The sequence below is a fragment of the Streptomyces sp. CBMA156 genome (assembly GCF_014596515.1).
GTDB lineage: Bacteria > Actinomycetota > Actinomycetes > Streptomycetales > Streptomycetaceae > Kitasatospora.
Map to the genome: position 1 here is coordinate 1 of NZ_MSJQ01000264.1, position 18,826 is coordinate 18,826.

The 18,826-nt window shown below is 75.3% G+C and carries 11 protein-coding genes and 1 pseudogene; 4 read left to right on the top strand and 8 right to left on the bottom strand.

The window, feature by feature from the left end:
* Together BU198_RS22150 and BU198_RS22155 are read left to right on the top strand one after the other, a co-directional pair.
* A pseudogene (locus tag BU198_RS22150) lies at window positions 1–268 on the top strand (MFS transporter); the annotation flags it as partial.
* A 252-nt stretch (window positions 269–520) separates the two neighbouring features.
* Window positions 521–1,405 (top strand): S1 family peptidase, encoded by an 885-nt coding sequence (locus BU198_RS22155; RefSeq protein WP_188298507.1) that lies wholly within the window; start codon window positions 521–523, stop codon window positions 1,403–1,405.
* 72 nt (window positions 1,406–1,477) lie between these two features.
* On the opposite strand, the gene BU198_RS22160 is transcribed toward BU198_RS22155, so the two are convergent.
* Entirely contained in the window at window positions 1,478–4,690 is a 3,213-nt protein-coding gene (locus BU198_RS22160) for a cytochrome P450 (RefSeq protein WP_188298506.1), read from the bottom strand.
* Window positions 4,691–4,862: 172 nt separating this feature from the next.
* Between BU198_RS22160 and BU198_RS22165 the strand changes: the two genes are divergently transcribed.
* Complete coding sequence (locus tag BU198_RS22165) at window positions 4,863–5,546, top strand: helix-turn-helix transcriptional regulator (RefSeq protein ID WP_188298505.1); 684 nt, start codon at window positions 4,863–4,865, stop codon at window positions 5,544–5,546.
* Between the two features lie 50 nt (window positions 5,547–5,596).
* Here the strand turns inward: BU198_RS22165 and BU198_RS22170 are convergent, their stop codons facing one another.
* On the bottom strand, window positions 5,597–6,409 hold the full coding sequence (locus BU198_RS22170) for an SAM-dependent methyltransferase (protein ID WP_188298504.1): 813 nt from the start codon (window positions 6,407–6,409) through the stop codon (window positions 5,597–5,599).
* Window positions 6,410–6,463: 54 nt separating this feature from the next.
* Between BU198_RS22170 and BU198_RS22175 the strand changes: the two genes are divergently transcribed.
* Window positions 6,464–6,877: a MarR family transcriptional regulator gene (locus BU198_RS22175; RefSeq protein ID WP_188298503.1), complete on the top strand. Its 414-nt coding sequence runs from the start codon at window positions 6,464–6,466 to the stop codon at window positions 6,875–6,877.
* A 46-nt stretch (window positions 6,878–6,923) separates the two neighbouring features.
* On the opposite strand, the gene BU198_RS22180 is transcribed toward BU198_RS22175, so the two are convergent.
* The 6 genes from BU198_RS22180 to BU198_RS22205 all read right to left on the bottom strand — a co-directional run bounded on the left by BU198_RS22180 (window position 6,924) and on the right by BU198_RS22205 (window position 18,689).
* A complete protein-coding gene (locus BU198_RS22180; RefSeq protein WP_188298605.1) occupies window positions 6,924–9,677 on the bottom strand; it encodes a DUF6493 family protein in 2,754 nt (917 codons plus the stop codon).
* A gap of 348 nt (window positions 9,678–10,025) precedes the next feature.
* Window positions 10,026–11,357 (bottom strand): aldehyde dehydrogenase family protein, encoded by a 1,332-nt coding sequence (locus BU198_RS22185; RefSeq protein ID WP_188298606.1) that lies wholly within the window; start codon window positions 11,355–11,357, stop codon window positions 10,026–10,028.
* Window positions 11,354–12,748, bottom strand: a complete 1,395-nt coding sequence (locus BU198_RS22190) for a carotenoid oxygenase family protein (protein WP_317620259.1) — start codon at window positions 12,746–12,748, stop codon at window positions 11,354–11,356. Before BU198_RS22190 ends, BU198_RS22185 begins: the two co-directional genes overlap by 4 nt.
* A gap of 174 nt (window positions 12,749–12,922) precedes the next feature.
* Entirely contained in the window at window positions 12,923–17,224 is a 4,302-nt protein-coding gene (locus tag BU198_RS22195; RefSeq protein ID WP_188298607.1) for a trypsin-like peptidase domain-containing protein, read from the bottom strand.
* A 10-nt stretch (window positions 17,225–17,234) separates the two neighbouring features.
* Window positions 17,235–17,585, bottom strand: coding sequence for a CU044_2847 family protein (locus BU198_RS22200; RefSeq protein WP_317620260.1), 351 nt, complete (start codon window positions 17,583–17,585; stop codon window positions 17,235–17,237).
* Between the two features lie 126 nt (window positions 17,586–17,711).
* Window positions 17,712–18,689, bottom strand: coding sequence for a formylglycine-generating enzyme family protein (locus BU198_RS22205; protein ID WP_188298608.1), 978 nt, complete (start codon window positions 18,687–18,689; stop codon window positions 17,712–17,714).
* Window positions 18,690–18,826 lie beyond the last annotated feature (137 nt).

The following is an 18,826-nucleotide window of genomic DNA, read 5'->3' on the forward strand; positions in this document are numbered from 1 at the left end:
CTACCCCTTCGAGATGGACACCGTCGTCCGGCTCTCCGGGGACCGACTGGTCGCCACCCACTACGGGCTCTACAACACCGTCTGCGGGGTCGGCATCACCCTCGGGAACCTGCTGACCGGCGCGGCCCTGGACGCCGCCCGCGCGGCCGGGCTCGCCGCGCTCCCCTGGCTCGCGCTGTGCGCCCTCGGAGTGATCTGCGCGCTGTCCCTGCACGCCCTCCACCGTGGCCGGCGACTGGCCGGGCCCGAGCCGGTGCCCGCCCGGTAGGGCCGCGGGCTCCGGCCGCCGGGAAGCCGCCGAACGGCGGATCCGCGGGCTCCCTCCCCGGCCCGCGGGTCCGCCGACACCCCCTCAGGAAGCTTGTACCGAACGGTCCGTTTCCTCATACTTCCGGTCAGTGTCTGTCAGGAGCAGATCATCCGCCGCGCTTCCGGAAAGCCCCGGCCGGACTCCGCCCACCGCCTGACCGCGCTTCACGGCCCCGACCCCCAGGGCCGCTCACCCCCCAGGAGGAGATCGGTGAGGACCACGCGCAGGACCCCCCGCACCGGCACCACACGCCACTTCCGCCTGCTCGCCGCGGCCCTCGGCCTGCTGACCGCCACCGCGGTCGCCGCGCCGGGCGCCGCCGCCGCTCCCACCCGCACCGCCCCGCCGGAGCAGTTGTCGGCGGTCAGCGAAGCCGTCCTGAACGCCGAGGTCGACGGCACCGCCTGGTACGTCGACGAGGCCGCTGGACGCGTCGTGGTGACCGCCGACAGCACCGTGTCCCCGGCGTCGATCGCCAAGCTGATGGGCGCCGCCGGGCCCGCCGCGTCCACCCTGGCCATCCACCGGGTCAGCGGCGTGTTCACCCCGCTGGTCGCCGCCGGCGACGCCATCTACGGCGGCCAGTACCGCTGCTCGCTCGGCTTCAACGTGGTGAGCGGCAGCACCCACTACTTCCTGACCGCCGGGCACTGCGGCAACGTGGCCTCCGACTGGTACACCGACGCCAACCACACCACCAGGATCGGGCCGACCGTCAGCACGACCTTCCCCGGCCACGACTACGCCCTGGTCCGCTACGACAACTCCGCACTCAGCCACCCCGGCGGCTTCACCTCCGCCCCGAACGCCTACGTCGGCGAGGCGGTGAAGCGCACCGGCTCGACCACCGGCACCCACGGCGGCTCCGTCACCGGGCTCAACGCCACCGTGCGCTACACCGGCGGCGGCACCGTCACCGGCCTGATCCAGACCAACGTCTGCGCCGAACAGGGCGACTCGGGCGGCCCGCTGTACGACGGCGCCAAGGCACTCGGCCTCACCTCGGGCGGCAGCGGCGACTGCACCTCGGGCGGGACGACCTTCTACCAGCCGGTGAACGCGGCACTCTCCGCGTACAACGTCAGCGTGTACTGACACCCAGCCGTCCGAGCCGTCGGCCCGCCGCACCGGTGCGGCGGGCCGACGGCCGTGTCCGGGGGCGACCGGTCAGCCCGCGTACACGTCCTCGACGTACCGCCCGGCCTCGATCAGGCCCTGGAGCCAGGCCCGCGCCCGCCGCTCGTCGGCCCCCGGCGTGTGCTCCCGGTACAGCGCCCGGAAGGCCGCCCTGACGCCAGGCGCCATCCTGGCCCCGTCGCCGCACACGTACACCTCGGCGCCCGCGTCCAGCAGCTCCCAGACCTCGGCCGCCTCCTCCGCGATCCGGTCCTGCACGAAGCGCCGCCCGTCCTGCGGACGCTCACTGAAGGCCGGCCGCATCGAGACCGCGCCGGCCGCATCGGCGGCCTCCAGCTCGCCGCGGTGCAGGTAGTCCGCGTCCGCGTCGTCACAGCCGAAGTAGAGCAGCGCCGGGGCGAGTTCGGCCCCCTCGGCGAGCAGCGCCCGGCGGTCCGCGACGGCTCCCCGGAAGGGCGCCAGGCCGGTCCCGGCCGCGATCATGACCACCGGCGTGCGGTGGCCGATCCGGAACGCCTCCCGGCACGGCTGGATCCGCGCCAGCACGGTGTCGCCGACGGCCACCCGGTCGAGGTGGCCGGAGCCGGTGCCGCGGAAGGTGCCCCGGCCCGAGCGGGCCGGACCGCTGAGCACCGAGACCATCAGCTCCACCTCGTCCGGACGGCCGGTGGGCGAGGAGGAGACCGAGTAGTGCCGCGGCCGGATCGGGGGCAGCAGCTCCAGCAGCACCGGCCAGGTGAGCCGCTCCTGGACCGCGGGGTGGTCCTCGACCAGGTCCAGCAGGGTGCGCGGGTCGTCCTCGGGCAGCGCCTCCAGCGCGGCCCGCTCGGGCGGGCAGGGGTTGAGCGCGGCCAGCGCGGCGCGCTGCCCTGCGCTCGGGCGGTCCTGCAACTCGACGTGCCGGGTGAGCAGTTCGCGCACCGTCAGCGGCCGGTCGACGGCCGGTCCGGTGCGCCGGTGCGCCACGATGCCCAGCACCGTCTCCGGATCCGCGCCGAACAGCTTGGCGGCGCGCTCGACCAGCACCGGGTCGTTGGCCGGCAGCACGGTCAGGTGGTCGGCGGTCCGGTAGCCGGTGCCCTCCGGCAGCGCGAGGCGGACCAGCCGCTTCACCCGGTGGTAGGCGGGGTCGGTCAGGCTGCCGACGGCGGTGACGGTCAGCTCGGCCATGTCGTGCCGGGCCGCCAGCGCGGCCAGCGGGCCGCCGGTCACCTCGGTCACCGAGTACGCCGCCTCCGGCTCCGACGCGGCCGGGGCGTCGGCGTCCCCGTACCGCGCCAGCAGGGCCTCGCGCAGCTCCTCGGTGAACTGCCGTACGGCGCCCGCCAGGTCGCCCGAGGCGTCGGCCTCGGCGCGGGCCAGCAGCCGGGTGCCGCCGAGCGCGGCGAGCCGGTCGTCGATCAGGGCGGGGACGCGCTGGTAGGTCGCGGCGTAGGTGCGGTCACCGATGCCGAGCACCGCGTACTCGACCCCGGCGGCCGGCCGGCCCGCCTCGGCCCCGTCGGCCCCCTGAGACTCCCAAGACTCCTGGGACTCCTGGAGCCGGCGGACGAAACGGGCCGCGTCGTCGGTCGGCTGCCCGTTGTACGAGGCGGCGGTGACCACCACCGGCCGGCCGGTGGGCAGCCCGTCCGCGTACGCGTCCAGCGGGGCGATCTCGGTCTCGCAGCCGAGGTCGGCGGCGGCCTCCGCGAGCTGCCGGCTGAACTCCCGGCAGGCCCCGTAGTTCGAGCCGTGCAGGAGCAGCAGTCCGGTCCCCCGGCGGACCCTCCCGGGACGCTCGGCCGGCACGCCGACCCGCCGCTCCACGGCCGCCGCCGCGGCGGAGACCGGGACGGGCGTGCGCCGGGCGAGGCCGAGGGTGAACCCGTCGGGCTTGATGGTGAGCGTCTGCTTGAGGCTCAGCCGGTAGTCGGCGTGGTCGATCAGCCGGTAGCGGTGGACCAGCATGCCCAGCAGCATGACGGCCTCGTGCAGCGCGAACTGTCGTCCGATGCAGGCGCGTTCGCCGGTGCCGAAGGGCTTGAAGGCGTGCGGGGAGCGGCCCTGCTCGCGCTCGGGGTCGAACCGGGACGGGTCGAACAGCTCCGGGTTGTCGCCCCACACCGGATCGCGGTGCAGCATCGGCGTGCTGACGAAGACCGTTTCCCCGGCGCGCAGCGGGATGCGGCCGCCGAGCAGGGTGTCCTCGCGCGCCTCCCGGCTGAACGCGGGCGCCGTCGGCCACAGCCGCAGCGCCTCGTTGAGCACCTGCCGGGTGTGGCGCAGCCGTCCGACGTCCTCGTAGCCGGGCTCGGGATCGGCCTGGTCGCCCCAGAGTCCGTCCACCTCCCGCTGCACCTGCCGCAGCACGGCCGGGTTCTTGACCAGGTAGTACAGCGCGAAGGAGAGCGCGCCGGAGGTGGTCTCGTGGCCGGCGATCAGGAAGGTGATCACCTGGTTGCGGATGTTCTCGGCGTCCAGCCGGCTGCCGTCCGAGGGGCGCACCGCGCCGAGCATCAGGCCGAGCAGGTCCTCGGCCGGGCCCTGGACGCCCTCTCCGGCGCGGGCGGCGATCACCTCGTCCACCACGGCGGCCAGGTAGTCGGCGTCGGCCCGGAAGGCGGCGTCGCGTTCGCGGTGGTCCGCCTCCGGGTCGCGGGTGAGCTGGGTCATCGCCCAGTCCAGGCAGCGCACCATCGCCTCGACGAAGGGGTGCGGCTCGTCCCGCTCGAAGGAGCCGAAGTCGAAGCCGAAGCCGGCCAGCCCGATGGTGTCCAGGGTCATCCGGGTCATGTCGCCGGGCACGTCCACCGGCAGCCCGGCGCCCTCCCTGCGGTCCCAGGAGGCGACCAGCCGGCGGGCCACCCGCAGCATCACCGGGTGGTAGGTGCGCATCGAGCCGAGCGCGAAGGCGGGCATCAGGATGTCGTGCGCCCTGGCCCAGTTGGGCTCGTCGTTGTAGGCGGTGAACAGGCCGTCCCCGGTGAACTGGCGGACGTTCTCCAGGCCGGGCCCGATCGACTTGGTGAACCGGGTCTCGTCGGCCAGTTCCTCGACCAGCTCCAGCCCGCTGACGATCAGGGCGTCCCGGCCGTGCAGCCGCTGGCAGAAGACCGGGCCGTGCTCTCTGGCCAGGTCCATGGTGCGCAGCATCGGGACGGCGACCGGCGGCGCGGACGAGATGTCCACCAGGGGGACGGCGCCGCGCCCGGCCCCGGCCACGTGCTCGCCCTCGGTCGTGCTCTCCACGGTCTCGGTCATCGGTGGGCCCCTCCCACGGCAGGAAACTTATCGCTTCCTCCACTCTGCGCCCACCGGGCGGAACCGCGGACCGCAGTCACTACATGATTGTGTAGTGCCGGGGGTGCCCGCGGACTTGCCCACGGACCGTCAGCTCTGGTGCGCGCGGGCGCCACGGGGAGGAGAACCACACATGCGGACGAACGAGGGCTGCGCGCCCGTACCCGACGGCGGCCGGGACGCCGCGGTGATCTGGCGCAACCGGGCGCTGCGGCTGCTGGACCACGTGCCGCTGCCGATCGTGGTGTGCGAGTTCGGCGGCCGGATCCTGATCGTCAACCGTGCGATGGCGGCCGAATTCGGCCGGTTGCCGGGCGAGTTGCACAACCGTAGGATTCTGGAGTTCTTCACCCTGTGGGACAGCGCCACGCTCCAGGCGCTCACCGAGGCCGTCCGGCTGCACCGCCGCTCGCGGTACCCGGCGCGGGTCTCCTGGACATCGGTCGGCGGGCGGGAGCGGCACGGCGAGATGACCGTCGACCTGGTCGGCGACACCCCGGAGCAGACCCCGAACCTGCTGATCTCGCTGCGCGCCGCCGAGCCCGCGAGCGAGGCCACGCCCGGCCCGCGGACCGAGGTCAGCCCGGTCGAGGCGCGGATCCTGGCCGCGGCGGCCCGGGGCGACACCACCGCGCAGATCGCCCGCGAGATCGGCGTCACCACGGACGGGGTCAACTACCACCTGGCGCGGCTCTCCCGCCGCTGGCGGGTCCCCAACCGCACCGCCCTGGTCGCCCGCGCCTACGCCACCGGCGTCCTGGTCGCCGGGACCTGGCCGCCCCAGCCGGCCCGACATGACGAATCGTCAGCTCGGTGACCGGGCAGGCCACTTATTGATCCCGGGCGGGCAGGCCTCCGGCAGCGGCGTCAGCCGGTCGGGCGCCGCCGCGCCTCGATGAACGCCGTCGTGGCCGACGGGTCCGGGAGCGAGCGCCCGTACGCCTCCCCGAGCCGCACCAGGGTGGTGACCTCCGTCGTCCAGCCGTGCCCGTCGAGCCAGCCGTCGGTGCCGGGCCCGAGCCCACCGCGCCACAGTGCAGTGAGGTGGGCCAGCTCCGGGTCGTGGGGCGTGCGGCTCACGTCGCGGCCCTGCTCCAGCAGCAGCCGGCTGCCCGGGGCGGCCAGCCCGGTCACCGTCGTGAGCAGAACGGCCGCCTCCTCGGCGGTCAGGTAGACCAGCAGTCCCTCGGCCAGCCAGGCCGAGGGGCGCGCCGGGTCGAAGCCCGCCGCGACCAGCCGGTCGGGCCACTGCCGGTCCCGCAGGTCGGCGGGCAGGGCGGTGCGTCCGGCGTGCGGCGTGGCGCCGAGCCCGTCCAGCACCTGCTGCTTGAAGGCCAGCACCGGGTCCAGGTCGAGTTCGAACACCCGGGTGCCGGCCGGCCAGTCCAGCCGGTACGCGCGGGTGTCCAGGCCCGCCGCCAGCAGCACCACCTGGTCGGCGCCGGCGTCGAGCAGCCGGTCGTCGTAGTGGCGGGTGCGCAGGATGCCGTGGGCGACCAGGGCCCTGCCGAGGCTGCTGCCCGTACCGGAGAAGTCGAGCGGCAGTCCGGCGGCGGTGACGAACGCGGCGGCGTACGGGTCGACGAAGAGCGGGGTGGGACGGGAGCTTTCGTAGGCCCGCACCCGGGCGACGGACAGGGCGGTGCGGGAGACCGGGCTGAACGGTTCTGAGGTCGTCATGCCAGGCAATCTACATCGCCACCGATGCATCAGTGAAGATGTATTCTGTCGGACATGGACGGCGTGCAACTCCTCAGACTCGGCAAGCGGTTGACCGAACTCGGCCGCGCCCTGATCATCGACCCGGCCTCCGAGCACCTCACCGCCGGCGAGATCGCCGTGATCGCCGACGTGTACCGCCACCCCGCCACCTCCGTCCAGGAGATCCGGGTCAGGACCGGCTTCGCCCAGAGCCACGTCTCGGTCTCCGTCGCCCGGCTGCGCGAACAGGGCCTGCTCGACGCCGCCCCCGACCCGGCCGACGGGCGGCGCACCCTGCTGACCGCCTCCGAGGTGGCCAGGCACGCCATCCGCTCACACGTCGCCCGGCCCGCCGAGCCGGTCATCGCCAAGGCCCTCCCGGACCCGGAGCAGGCCCGCCGGGTCACCGAACTGCTCGACGAGCTCGCCGGCCTGCTGCTGCCCTGACCCGCCCCCGGGCCGGTACGGACGGCGTGGCCGACGGCCGGACCGGTCAGCTCGCGAGGATCCCGGCCAGGCGGGCCGATTCCGTCCGGACCCGGCGGGGTGCGGCCGGTGCGGTCAGGGCGTCGAGTACGGGCAGGGTGGTGCGGATGCCTTCGGCCGCCGCGCACTCGGCGGCCAGCACCAGGGCGTCCGCCAGCCCGCGCCGGCCCGGCTCGGCGGCGAGCCCGGTGATCAGGGCCGCGAGCACCTCCCACACCGTCCGGCCCGCGCCGCCGCGCGCGCCTTCGGCCAGGACGGGAAGGACCCGGTTCGGCTTGGCCACGGACAGCTCCCAGAGCTGCGCGAGCCAGGCACCGAGCACCTCCGGCCGGAGCCGGCCGCGTGCGGTCATGGCGAGCACGGCGTCCAGTGCGGCGGTGCGGTGGTCCGCCCCGACGGCGGTCAGCCCATAGGCGAGCAGCAGGTGGCTCACCGGGCCGAACTCGCCCGGCAGCTCGGCGATCCGGGGCAGCAGGGGGTTGGTGCCCCCGGAGCCGCTCGTCGTGTCCGCCTGGAGCACCACGGCCGGCAGGCCGTGTGCGGCGACGGCCTCCGGGTGCCAGGGCGCCGCCCAGGGCAGGTGGGCCAGTTCGGTGGGCTGCGTCACGGCCACTCCGTTGAACCGGCCGGTCTCGGCCGGGTCGGGGAGGGTGTGGACCAGTCCGGTGACGCCGTCGGGTGCGGGCGCCCCGATGACGGCGCACGGGGCGATGCGCGGAAGGGTGGGCGGGGTGAAGCCGTTGTCGAGGCTCCGCTCGGGCATGGCCGGGGTCTGGACGTGGAACCGGTCGGGTGCCGGCGGCGCCGTGTCGGGAGGCAGGGCCCAACCGAGTGCGGCGGCGGTGGCGCGGACGGCCGCCAGCGCGTGCGGGGGCACCCGGAGGAGCGACTGGGCCAGGTCCGCGGGCCACGGGCGGGCGCCGGTGGCCCGGTAGGCCGCGAGCCGTTCGCCGAGCACGGCGGGGTCGATCGTGCCGTCGCCGGCGGTGGGGGTGGCGAGCAGCAGCGGCACCGGTGCGTCGGTGATCCGGCACGCCGCTTCGTTGGCGCGCACTGCGGGGATCACGGCTGGGGTGCGCAGGTAGAGCGGGTAACCGAGCAGGTCGGTCGCCTGCGCGGCGGACTCCCGGGGTCGGCCGGTCAGGGCGTCGAGCAGGCAGCCGAGTGCTCCGCCGATGCGTCGTGCCTCCCAGACCGGCACCGGGTGGTCGACGCGGCGGGCGGCGAGCGGGGCGAGGGCCGTCCGCAGCGCGGCCGGGTCGCGGTGGTGCTCCGCGACGAGGGCGGCGAACACGACCTCGAACTCACCGGGGCTGGGCAGGCGGTCGGCCATCAGGGCGCCCAGCCGCTCCGTGAGGTCGAGCGGCCCGGCGGGGGCCGCCGGCAGCGCGGCGGGCCCCGGGTGTGCGAGGGCGACGGGCGCGTCGTCCTGCCATCCGGCGGTCGCGTCCGGGACGGCGAGCAGGCGGCGGGCCTCCGGCTGGAGAGCGGGGCCGAGACCGGTGGCGGCGGCGCGCACGGCCTCGGCGGTGGCGGGGGTGGCGTGGGGCAGGTGACGGGCGGCCAGACCCAGGGCGCGTTCCTGGACCGCGGGGGCCGGATGGGTGAAGGCCACGGCGACGGCGGGCAGCAGGCCGTCGGCGCCGGCCGGGTCGCGGCGCAGCGCGGCGTCGGCCCGGCTCAGCTGGGCGGTGGCGAGTGCCTTCTCCGGGCGGGCCAGTACCGCGGCGGTGAGTTCGGTGAACAGTTCGGCCGACAGCCGGGTGTCCACGGTGTGCAGCGCCGCCTGGGCGGCCTTGGCGGCGGCGGGCGCGCCGTCGGCGGCCAGCCGGACGTGGTCGCCGGCCCGGGCGAGGACCTCCTCGGCGTCGGGTGCCAGTGCCGCGTACAGGTGGAGGAATCCGCGCAGGTTGCCGGGCCGGTCGCCGCGCAGGAGGCGCCCGAGGCAGCGGTCGATCAGTTCCGCGCGGTCGAGCAGGCCTTCGCCGGCCAGGGCGGTGAGTGCCGTGGGCCATGCGTCGTCGGGCCCGGATCGGGCGGCGTAGGGATCGGCGAACTCGGTTCCGACGTCCGGGACTTCGAAGAGCCGGCGGACGAGTTCGACGAGCCGGGGCCGGGCGCGCAGCCAGGAGAGCAGGGTGTCGTGGTGCGGCACCGGTTCGCGCAGGCCCCGGTCGGCGAACCACTCGCCGATCTCGCGGTGGTGGGAGGAGCGCATCAGGCTGCCTTCGCGCATCCAGCCGGTCACGTACCCGTCGGTGGCGGGGGGTTCGGCGCCGGACCAGACGGCGAGGCCGTTCAGGATGAACCAGCGGGAGCCGTCGCCTCGCGCGGGCAGCCAGGCGGCGAGCCGGCCGGCGAGTTCGTGGTGGAACGCCGCATCGCGGTGCGGCCGGAGCAGGGCCAGCAGGAGGGTGTGGATGTCGGGGTTGGTGGACCCGCCGCCGGGCCGCGGCCAGGTGATGTCGAGCAGGCGGCGGGTGGTCAGCCAGTCGTGGGCCTCCGCCGCGGTGGCGGCGGAGAGGATCCCGGCGAGCTGCAGGGCGGCGAGCTGGTCGTACGCGGCGACGTAGCGGGGGATGTCGCCGGAGGAGAGTTCGCGCACCAGCTCGGTGCGGAGTCTGCGCAGCGGTGTGCGCAGGTGGCGCAGGTCGGTGGCGGGTACCGGGAAGAGCCGGTCGATCACGCCCTGCGGGATCCGGGCGGCGATGAGCGCGCGCACCTCGTCCCAGCTGATCGGCTCGCTCGTACGGTCGGTCACGACACCCCTCCACTGCTCCGGCTGATGATCAGGAACCCAGGGTCCGTCTTCGAACCCCCGCCTGCGGGGCGACGCCGGGGCACGCACCTCGCCGCGTTGTCGTCGGTCGCCAATGCTCCGCAGTGGCTCCCTCCTCCGCCTTGCGATGCACGCACCCCAACGCCGCCCCGCCCGCCCTCCGGGCGGACGACGGGGGTTCGAAGACGGACCCTAGCGCGGCTCACTGACAGTCGTACCGGAGGGGTGACGCGGTCACTGTCGGCGACGGCGGGGCGTCAGGCGGCGGGCGGCGCGACGTCGGGCGGCGGGAGTCCGACCAGGCCCCCGCCGCCGTCCGCCGGGCACGGCTCAGCCCAGCGGCACGTCCAGGCAGGCCCTGCGGTGGCTGAAGGTGTCGATCGACCAGCGGCCGTGGTAGCGGCCGGAGCCGCTCTCCCCCACTCCGCCGAACGGAAGCTCCGGGATGCTCAGGTGGGCCACCGGGAGGCCGAAGTTCAGGCCGCCGGAGGAGGTCTCCTCGGCCAGCCTGCGCCGGGTGTCCCCGTTGTCCGTGAAGGCGTAGAGCGCCAGCGGGTGCTCCCGGTCGTTGATGAGGGCGATCGCCTCGTCGAGGCCGGCGACGTCGAGGATCGGCAGGACGGGGCCGAAGATCTCCTCCCGCATCACCGGGGCGTCCGGCTTCACCTCGGCCAGTACGGTGGGCGCGATGTAGCGGTCCGCGCGGTCGTGCCGGCCGCCGAACACGGTGCGGCCCGAGTCGAGGAGGGCGACGACGCGGTCGAAATGCCGCTCGTTGACGATCCGTCCGTACTCCGCCGAGCGGGCCGGGTCGGGGCCGTACAGGTCCTCGACCGCCCGGGCCAGCGCTCCCTCCAGCGCACGGGCCGTCGCCGGGTCGGCCAGCAGGTAGTCGGGGGCGACGCAGGTCTGCCCGGCGTTGGAGAACTTGGCGCGGGCCACCCGGGCGGCGACGACCTCGGGATCGACGTCCCGGTCGACGAACACCGGTGACTTGCCGCCCAGTTCGAGGGTGACCGGGGTCAGGTGCGCGGCGGCGGCCCGCATCACCACCCGGCCGACGTCGGCGTTGCCGGTGTAGAAGACGTGGTCGAAGCGCTCGGCCAGCAGGGCGGTGGCCGTCTCCCGGCCGCCCTCCAGCACCGTCACCGCCGCCGGGTCGACGTACCGGGGCAGCAGCCGCGCCAGCAGTGCCGAGCTGGCCGGCGCCAGCTCGCTCGGCTTGACCAGCACGGTGTTGCCCGCGGCGAGCGCGCCCGCCATCGGCACCAGCGCCAGCTGCACCGGGTAGTTCCAGGGCGCGATCACCAGGACGGTCCCGAGCGGGTCGTACCGGGTGTGGGCGGTCGTTCCCGGCGGCAGCCGGGTGAGCGAGGAGGCGGGCACCGGATCGGGGAGCAGCCACTGCTCCAGGTGCCGCGCCGTGTGGTCGATCTCCCGTACGGTGGAGTCGATTTCGGCGCGGTCGGCCTCGGTGCGCGGCTTGCCCAGGTCGGCGTGGAGGGCGTCGGCGATCTCGTCGCGGTGTCCGGTCAGCAGGGCGCACAGCCCGGTCAGCTGTTCGGTGCGCCAGGCGAGCGGCCGGGTGCGGCCGGTACGGAAGGCCGTACGCAGCCGGGCGACGGCCTCGGCCGCGGTGGGCTGGCTGGGCTGGTTGTTCACGGGGATTCCTCTCGGACGACGGGGTCGGGGATCCAGCTGCCGTGGAAGCCCGCCGGTACCCGTACCGGCAGGTGGACGGTGGCGATCGGGGCGCCGGTGAAGTCCTCGGCGGAGAGGATGACCAGGTCGCTCGCGCCCCGCCCCGGGTCGTGGACGTAGGCCAGCAGGTAGCCGTCGTCCTCGCTCCGGGCGCCGTCCCTCGGGACGAAGGAGACCTCTCCGGCGTGGCGGCCCGCGCCGAGCTGCCGCACGGTGCTGCTCTGCCGGCTCAGGTCGTGCTTGATCAGCGCGTCGCCGGCGGCCTCGGGGGGCAGGGCCTCCCGCCGGTCCGTCACGGCGAGGTGGCGCAGCAGGTCGGTGGCGACGGTGGAGTACCCGTAGCGGTGGGCGCCGCCGACCACCGCCGGGCTGACGGCGGGGAACTCCTGCGGCCGGTCGTCGAGCCGGGTCTCGGTGACCTTGCCGGAGACGGTGTCGACGGTCCAGCGGTCCAGGGTCGGGCTGCTCTGGCCGTCCAGCGCGCCGCCGGTGAACATCCTCGGGTAGCGGACCACGTCGATGACGACCCGGTCGCCGTCCTCGTGGGCGTTGAGCGTGTGGAAGACGAAGCAGGGCTCGACCTCGAACCAGCGGACCTCGGTGCCGTCGCGGGGCAGCAGCCCGACGCGGGCGCCGCCGGTCTCGTTCCAGACCGCCGGATAGGTCTTGCGCGCCAGGTTGTCGGCCGTGCCGAGCCGCGCCGAGAGGTCGAGGACGACGGCGAAGGTCCGGGTCAGCGCCATGTCGTGGACCACCGGCCGGTGCGGCATCGGGATGTCCACGGCCCGGGTGACGGAGCCCTGGGGGGAGAGCACCAGGTGACGCAGGTCCGCGCTGTCCCGCTGCCAGGTGATCGCGTGCAGTTCGCCGGTGACCGGGTCGAGCTTGGGGTGGGCGGCGAACCCGTCGGGCAGCGTGCCGCAGAAGTCGCTGGCCCCCACCGTCTCGATCTCGTAGGAGAGTTCGTACGGGCGGAAGCCGCCCTCGACCAGCGCGTAGGTGCGGTCTGCGTGCCCGATCACATGGGTGTTGGGCGCGATGTCGGCGATCCGCGGCGCGGCGCCGGGGCGGGCCCGCTCCCCCAGGGCCTCGGCCACCGCGGCGCTGCGGACCAGCCGGTTGCGGTACCACCTGGCCCGCCCGTCGAGCAGCCGCACCCCGTGCACCATGGCGTATCCGGCGAACAGGTGCCGCGGCCTGAGGTCCTCCGGCCGCATCCCGTTCGGACCGTTGCGCAGGTATCGGCCGTTGAGCTCGGCCGGGACGGTGCCGGTGACCGGCAGGTCGAACGCGGTGACTTCCGCGCCGACCGGCGTGTAGGCACCGGTGAACGGATCGATGACGGTGGACACCCGCTGACTCCTCCAGGCCGCTTCCGACTGCCGCTGCCCCCGCGGAGCAGCGTTAGTCGGATCAACGACCCACCCACCCTCCGGGTGACGGGCGACGGGCGGGAACCCGGCCGCCGCGCCCGCCGGGCCGGCGCCGGCGGTCCACCGGCCGGGCGCCGGGCGGGCGCCACGGGGTCACGTCGTCGGCGCCGCGCAGGCGTCCGAGCGGCTGCCCGGGGGCAGGAGCTTGCGCTCGCTGGCGGTCAGGTCCCTGGCCGCCAGCGCGCAGGCCCGTTCGCGCCAGGTATCCGGGTCGAGCGGCAGCACGTCCACGGCCGAGCCCTCCACCCAGGCGAGCCGCCCGCCGTCCTCCGACCAGTCGCCCGTGGCCCCGTAGCCGGGAGTGAAGTGGTACCGCTCCGCACCCCGGTCCACGTCCCAGAAGGTGAACGAGTTGGCCGTGGCCGTGGTGCTCAGCCAGGACGCGGAGGGGAAGCCGTTGAGCCACTGGACGCCCTGGTAGGCCAGCGTCCGCCAGGTGTGCTCGTCCATGTCGCGGATCCTGAGGCCCCCGGCGGTGGTGACCACGGCCAGCAGCCGGCCCGTCCGGTCGAAGGCCATCTGCCGGGGTGTGCCGTTCCCGGAGTCGAAGGTCTCGACGACCTTGCCCTCCTTGAAGTCCCAGATCTGGATCTCGTCTCCCCCCGTGCGGACCGCCACCTGTTGCCGGCCGGGACGGGCCACGCCGAAGACACTGGCGGCCGCGGTCGACAGCTCGACCGGTTCCTGGGTCGACGGCCGGTAGGTGCGCCCCGCCTGGGTGCCGGTCCCGAGGTCCCAGCGGGACACGTAGGAGACGGCCGAGACCACCGCGTGGTCGTCGCCGTCGAACCAGACGTTGACCCAGGCCGGGGTCTCGCCCGTCCGGGGATCGGCGCGCGCCGGATCGATGCCGGGGGGAGCGGGCAGGTCCAGGCGGCGGGCTTCGGCGAGTTCGGGGCCGGTGCCGCCCTGTTTCAGGTCCCACACGAGGACCCCGAGGCCGTCGGCCGTCACGGTCAGCAGCCGTCTGCCGTCCGGGCTGAAGATCGGGTAGCTGCGCGCGAGCGGGGTCGAGGGGCGCGGTGCCGCGAGCTGGCGACGGGTCTTCAGGTCCCACAGGCGCAGGGTGGCGCCGTCCGCGTCGATGCCGGCGACGCGTTCGTGGTCCACGTTCACGGTCCTGATCAGGCCGGTGAGCATGGCGGTGTCGAAGGGGGTCGGCGCGGGCACCCGGGCGACGACGAGGGTGCCGCCCGCGCTGACCGCCACCTTCATCGCGTCGGGAGGGCCCGCGAGGCTCACGGCCGGCGGTGTGGCCGAGTCGCCGACGACCTCGTCCTGCTGGGCCGGGGCGGGCAGGTCGAACGTGGCCGGCCGTCCCTCCTGGAGGTCCAGTACCAGGAACCGGAACCGGCCCAGCGTGGTCCCGAACCGCTGGACGGGGTTGATCAGGTAGCGCCCGGTCCGGTCGAGCCTGGGCACGTACAGCGGGCAGACCAGGCTCAGCTGGCTCGTGTCGTACTGGTGCTTCACCTTGGGCGGCCCGGTCAGGTCCCAGGCCTGGAGGACTCCTTCGGCGGTGCACCGGACGAGCGTGGAACCGTCCGCGCTGACCGTGACCTGCCCTGCCTCCTGGCTGCCCCAGGGCTCCTCGTCGAGGCGGCCGTCGGGCAGCTGCCAGCGCACCAGCCGGCCGTTCGCCCCCGCGGCGGCGCCGTCCGGGACGATCCGGCCGATCACGGCGGCACCGTCCGGCCCGAACCAGGCGTTCGACACGTTCCACCCGGCAGGGGGCGCGAGCGTGCCGCCGACCCGGGTTCCCCCCGCCGTCTCCCACACCGAGACCCCTTCGCCGGGGAAGGCGGCCAGCAGCAGCCGCGCCGGGGCGTCGAAGCGGAGGTCCGCGGCCGCCCTGGCGTTCTGGTGGGCCTGGTCGAGGTCCCGCAGCTTCACGGTTCGCCAACTGCCGTCACCCTGCCGGGTACCCGTCGTGAGGTGACCGTAGGAAGTGGAGAGCGCGACGGTGCGGCCGTCGACCGAGGCCGTGACCAGCCGGGCGCTCCCGTCCTTGATCTGGGAGAGGCGCGGCGACGCCGTCCCGAGGTCCACGCCCAGGACGTCACCGGAGGCGAGGCCCGCCGTGGCCCACGTACCGTCCTCGCTGAGGAACGCGTCCCGGATCTCGCCCCTGCCCTCCAGCGCGATCCGCTCGACGTGCCGCATCCGGACGTACTGCTCGAACAGGGCGGTCCGCGCCTCGGGGGTCGGGGCCGTGTGGTAAGCGGCGGCGCTCATCAGGGACGAGATGGTGAGCGACACGTCGTCGAGCCGGCTCGCGAGCTGGGCGAGCTGCGGGGAGGCGGCCCGCCGCAGGTCCTCGTCGAGTGCGCCGTTGGCCCTCAGGAGCAGGGTGGAGGCGACGACGGCGACGGCGAGCAGGACACCCAGGGTGGAGATGCCCGCCTGCCGGCGTCTTCTGGACCAGCGGGCCCGGGCCGCCTCCTGGGCCCGTCGGGCCAGGCTCGCTTCGAGGAACTCCCGTTCCGGTGCCGAGAGTTCACTCCCCCGGTGTTCGGTCCTGGCAACCGCGGTGTCGAGCAGCGCGCCCGTCAGGAGCTGTTCCCCGGCCCGGCCCAGCTCGTGCCAGCGCTCCAGGTCGTGGCGGAAGTCGGCGTGCCAGGTCAGGAACTGCCGGTCCCGTTTCACCTGGTCGGCCAGGGTGTCCCAGGCGCCGATGAGCGCCTCGTGCGCCAGCTCGACGGTCTGGCCGCGCTCCGGGTCCGCGCCGACGACCAGGATCCGCCGCTCCGCGAGCCGGACGGCGATCCGCCACCGCTCCTCCCCCGCCTCGGCCCGGCCCAGCACCGCGCGCAGCGGGGCCTCGCTCCCGGGCACCAGTCTGACCAGCGCGGTGAGCAGGCGCAGGGCGTCCTCCCGCTCGGCCTCCCCGACGCACTCGCGCCAGGCGGCCTCCGCGTGGCGGCCCAGGGCGCCCCGCACCCCGCCGATCTCCTCGTACGCGGCGAACCTCAGCCGGCCCAGGGCCCGTTCGTCCCAGAGCCGGGCCAGGACGAAGCCCAGCAGGGGCAGGGCGCCGGGCTCGGTGCCGGCGTCGTCCAGCATCCGGGCGACCAGCCCGGGGTCGTACGAGACGGCGGGGATCCGGGCGAGCGGCCGCAGGATCACCTCGGACATCTGGGCCCTGCTCATCGGCAGCAGCGGGCGGACGGCGGCCCGGTCCAGGGCCGGGCCCAGGACGGGGTGCGACAGGGCCGTGTCCAGGAAGTCGGCCCGGAGCGTGACGAGCACCCGCAGCCCCGGCGGGTGCGGGTCGGGGAACAGCAGCCCCACCGTGTCGTCGTCCGCCCGCCGGGGGTCGGTCAGCACCGCCTCGGCCTGGTCGAGGACGACGAGCAGCCGGCCGGCGCGTTCGCCCAGGGCCGCCCGGGCGATGGCCGCCAGGCCGTGGCGGGTCAGGGACTCCTCCAGGTGCCGCAGCCCGGCCTGTTCCAGTGGCCGTTCCGGCCGGGCCAGCCGGGCGAGTTCCACCGCGAGGGCGGTGCGCACCGGTATCCCGTCCGCGGCCCGCACCACCAGGACCTCGTGGCCCCGCGCCCGCATCCGCGGCACCACCGCGGCCAGGGCCAGTGAGGACTTCCCGCAGCCCGAGGGGCCGACGAGGGCCACGCAGGGCCGCGGTCCCCCGTCGAGGAGCGCGGTCACGTCCGCCGCCTCGGCGTCACGGCCGAAGTACACCTCCGCGTCCGCCTCCTGGTAGGTCCCCAGGCCCCGGAAGGGGGCGGCCGGAGCGAGCACCGGGGCGAGCGGCGGGACCTGCGCGATCAGCGTCCGCGTGGGGATCATGAAGCTCTGCCGGTCCCCGGAGAGCTGGGCGATCACGACCATCCCGACGACGGCCCCGACCTGCTCGTCCCAGACGGGGCTGCCGCTGAAGCCCCTGTCCACGGGGACGCCCTGCCGGTCGGCGCCCGAGAGCTGCACCCACCCCTCGGCGGTCGCGCCGCGCAGCCGCCCGGCGTGCCACACGCCGCCGGGGGCGCTGCCGGGGAACCCCGCGACCCGCACGGAGTGCTGCCACACGCTCGCCGGCGAGGCCATGGCCAGGGGGGTCGCGCCGGGGACCGGTGCCGCCAGCCGCAGGACGGCGACGTCCCCGGTGCCGTCGGCCCGGATCGGGACCCAGTGCGCCACCTCCGCCGCGACCGAGCCGCCGGTGCCGGACAGCGGCCGGTCCAGGGTCAGGGCCCCCGCCGGCGCCGTGACCTGGGTGCGCGGCAGCCCCAGCGCGTCGGTGACGACGTGGGCGCAGGTCACGGCCAGGTCCGGGGCGACCAGGAAGCCGACGCCGCCGGGCGTCCCGTCGGGGCCCGCGACGCGGACGATGGCGGAGCCCAGCGCGGCGTCCGCGTTCGCGGACCCGCTCGCGGTGCTCATCCCGCGCCCGTCACGGAGTGTCGCGCGGGGCCGGGGAGTTCCAGGTCAGGGTCACCGAGAAGTTGGCCTCGGTGGCCGTGCTCGCGATCACGATGTCCGCCTCGGCCGACAGGGAGACGCCGAACTCCAGCGTGATCTCGTCCGGCCGGTGGACGAGCCCGCTCAGCCGGCCCACGAAGCTGTCGGCGACCGGCCGGATGCCGTCCAGCATCTCCCCGAAGGAGCGCGACGCCCGCGCCACGGATCCGTTGCCGCGCCCGACCCGGGTCAGCGACTCGTCGACCTCACGGATCTGCACCCGCAGCACCCCGTCGGTGCCGTCCCCCAGCGGGACTTCGACCGTACGCACCTCGGCACCCACGCTCCGACCACCCTCCCCCGTCGACCGGCAGCCCTGTTCCCGTCAACGTTCGCACGGGGTGGGCGAGTTGCGGCAGATCCCGGAAGCAGGTGCGCCGGGGATGGCCGAAACCCGACCACCGGGCGCTCAGCGGGCGTCCGCCGCGCACCGGAACCCGGCGTGCCCGCTGGAGCTGTCCGGGCTGTTCGCCGTACGGGCGCCGACCCGGTAGCGGTTGCAGTACGAGCGGTGGCACATGTGGGAGCCGCCGCGGATGACCTTGTCGCGGCCGTCCGCCGGGCCCCCGGGGTCGACGGCGCCGACGGCGTGCTCGGTCGACCACCAGTCGGCGCACCACTCCCAGACGTTGCCGGACACGTTGTACAGCCCGAAGCCGTTGGGTTCGAAGGCGTCGACGGGGGCCGTGCCGCGATGGCCGTCGGCCGCGGTGTTCCTGGCCGGGAAGGTGCCCCGCCAGATGTTGCAGCGGTACTCCCCTTCCGGGTCCAGCTCGTCGCCCCACGGGTAGCGGGCCTGCGCCAGGCCGCCGCGCGCCGCGTACTCCCACTCCGCCTCGGTCGGCAGGCGCTTGCCCGCCCAGCGGCAGTACGCCTGCGCGTCGTCCCAGGACACGTGGACCACCGGGTGGTCGCCCCGGCCCTCCAGGGAACTGCCCGGGCCTTCGGGGGCGTGCCAGGTCGCGCCGGCCACACCGCACCACCACGGGGTACGGTCCGGGCGCGGCGCGCCCCGGCGCAGTGCGGCGGGCAGGAAGCCGGCGAACACGTAGGACCAGCCCAGCCGTTCGGCGTCGGTCCGGTAGCCGGTGGCGGCGGCGAAGGCGGCGAAGTGGTCGTTGGACACGGCGTGGGCGTCGATCCGGAAGGCGCTCACGCGGACCGGGCGGACCGGTCCCTCCCCGTCCCCGGCGAAGCCGTCGGTGTCCGCCGAGCCCATCAGGAACTCACCGCCCGGCAGGTCGATCATCGTGTCCCGCAGGCCGGCCCCCGCGGTGGCGGGCCGGGCGGCCGGGCGGAGGGGGACGCTCGTGGCGACGGGGGTCACGGCGGTTCGGGTGGGCCCGCAGCAGGCGTGGGGGGCGGTCGGGGTGTCGGGGTCGGGCATCGTACGGTCCTGTCATGAGGCGCGGGGGGCTGCCGGGCGGCATGGCCACCGCCCGGCAGCGGGGGCTGGGCGGTTACGCCGGGTCGGGGCCGCCGGGGGCCGTCGCGGGCGTCCGGTTCTCGGACGCGGCAGCGAAG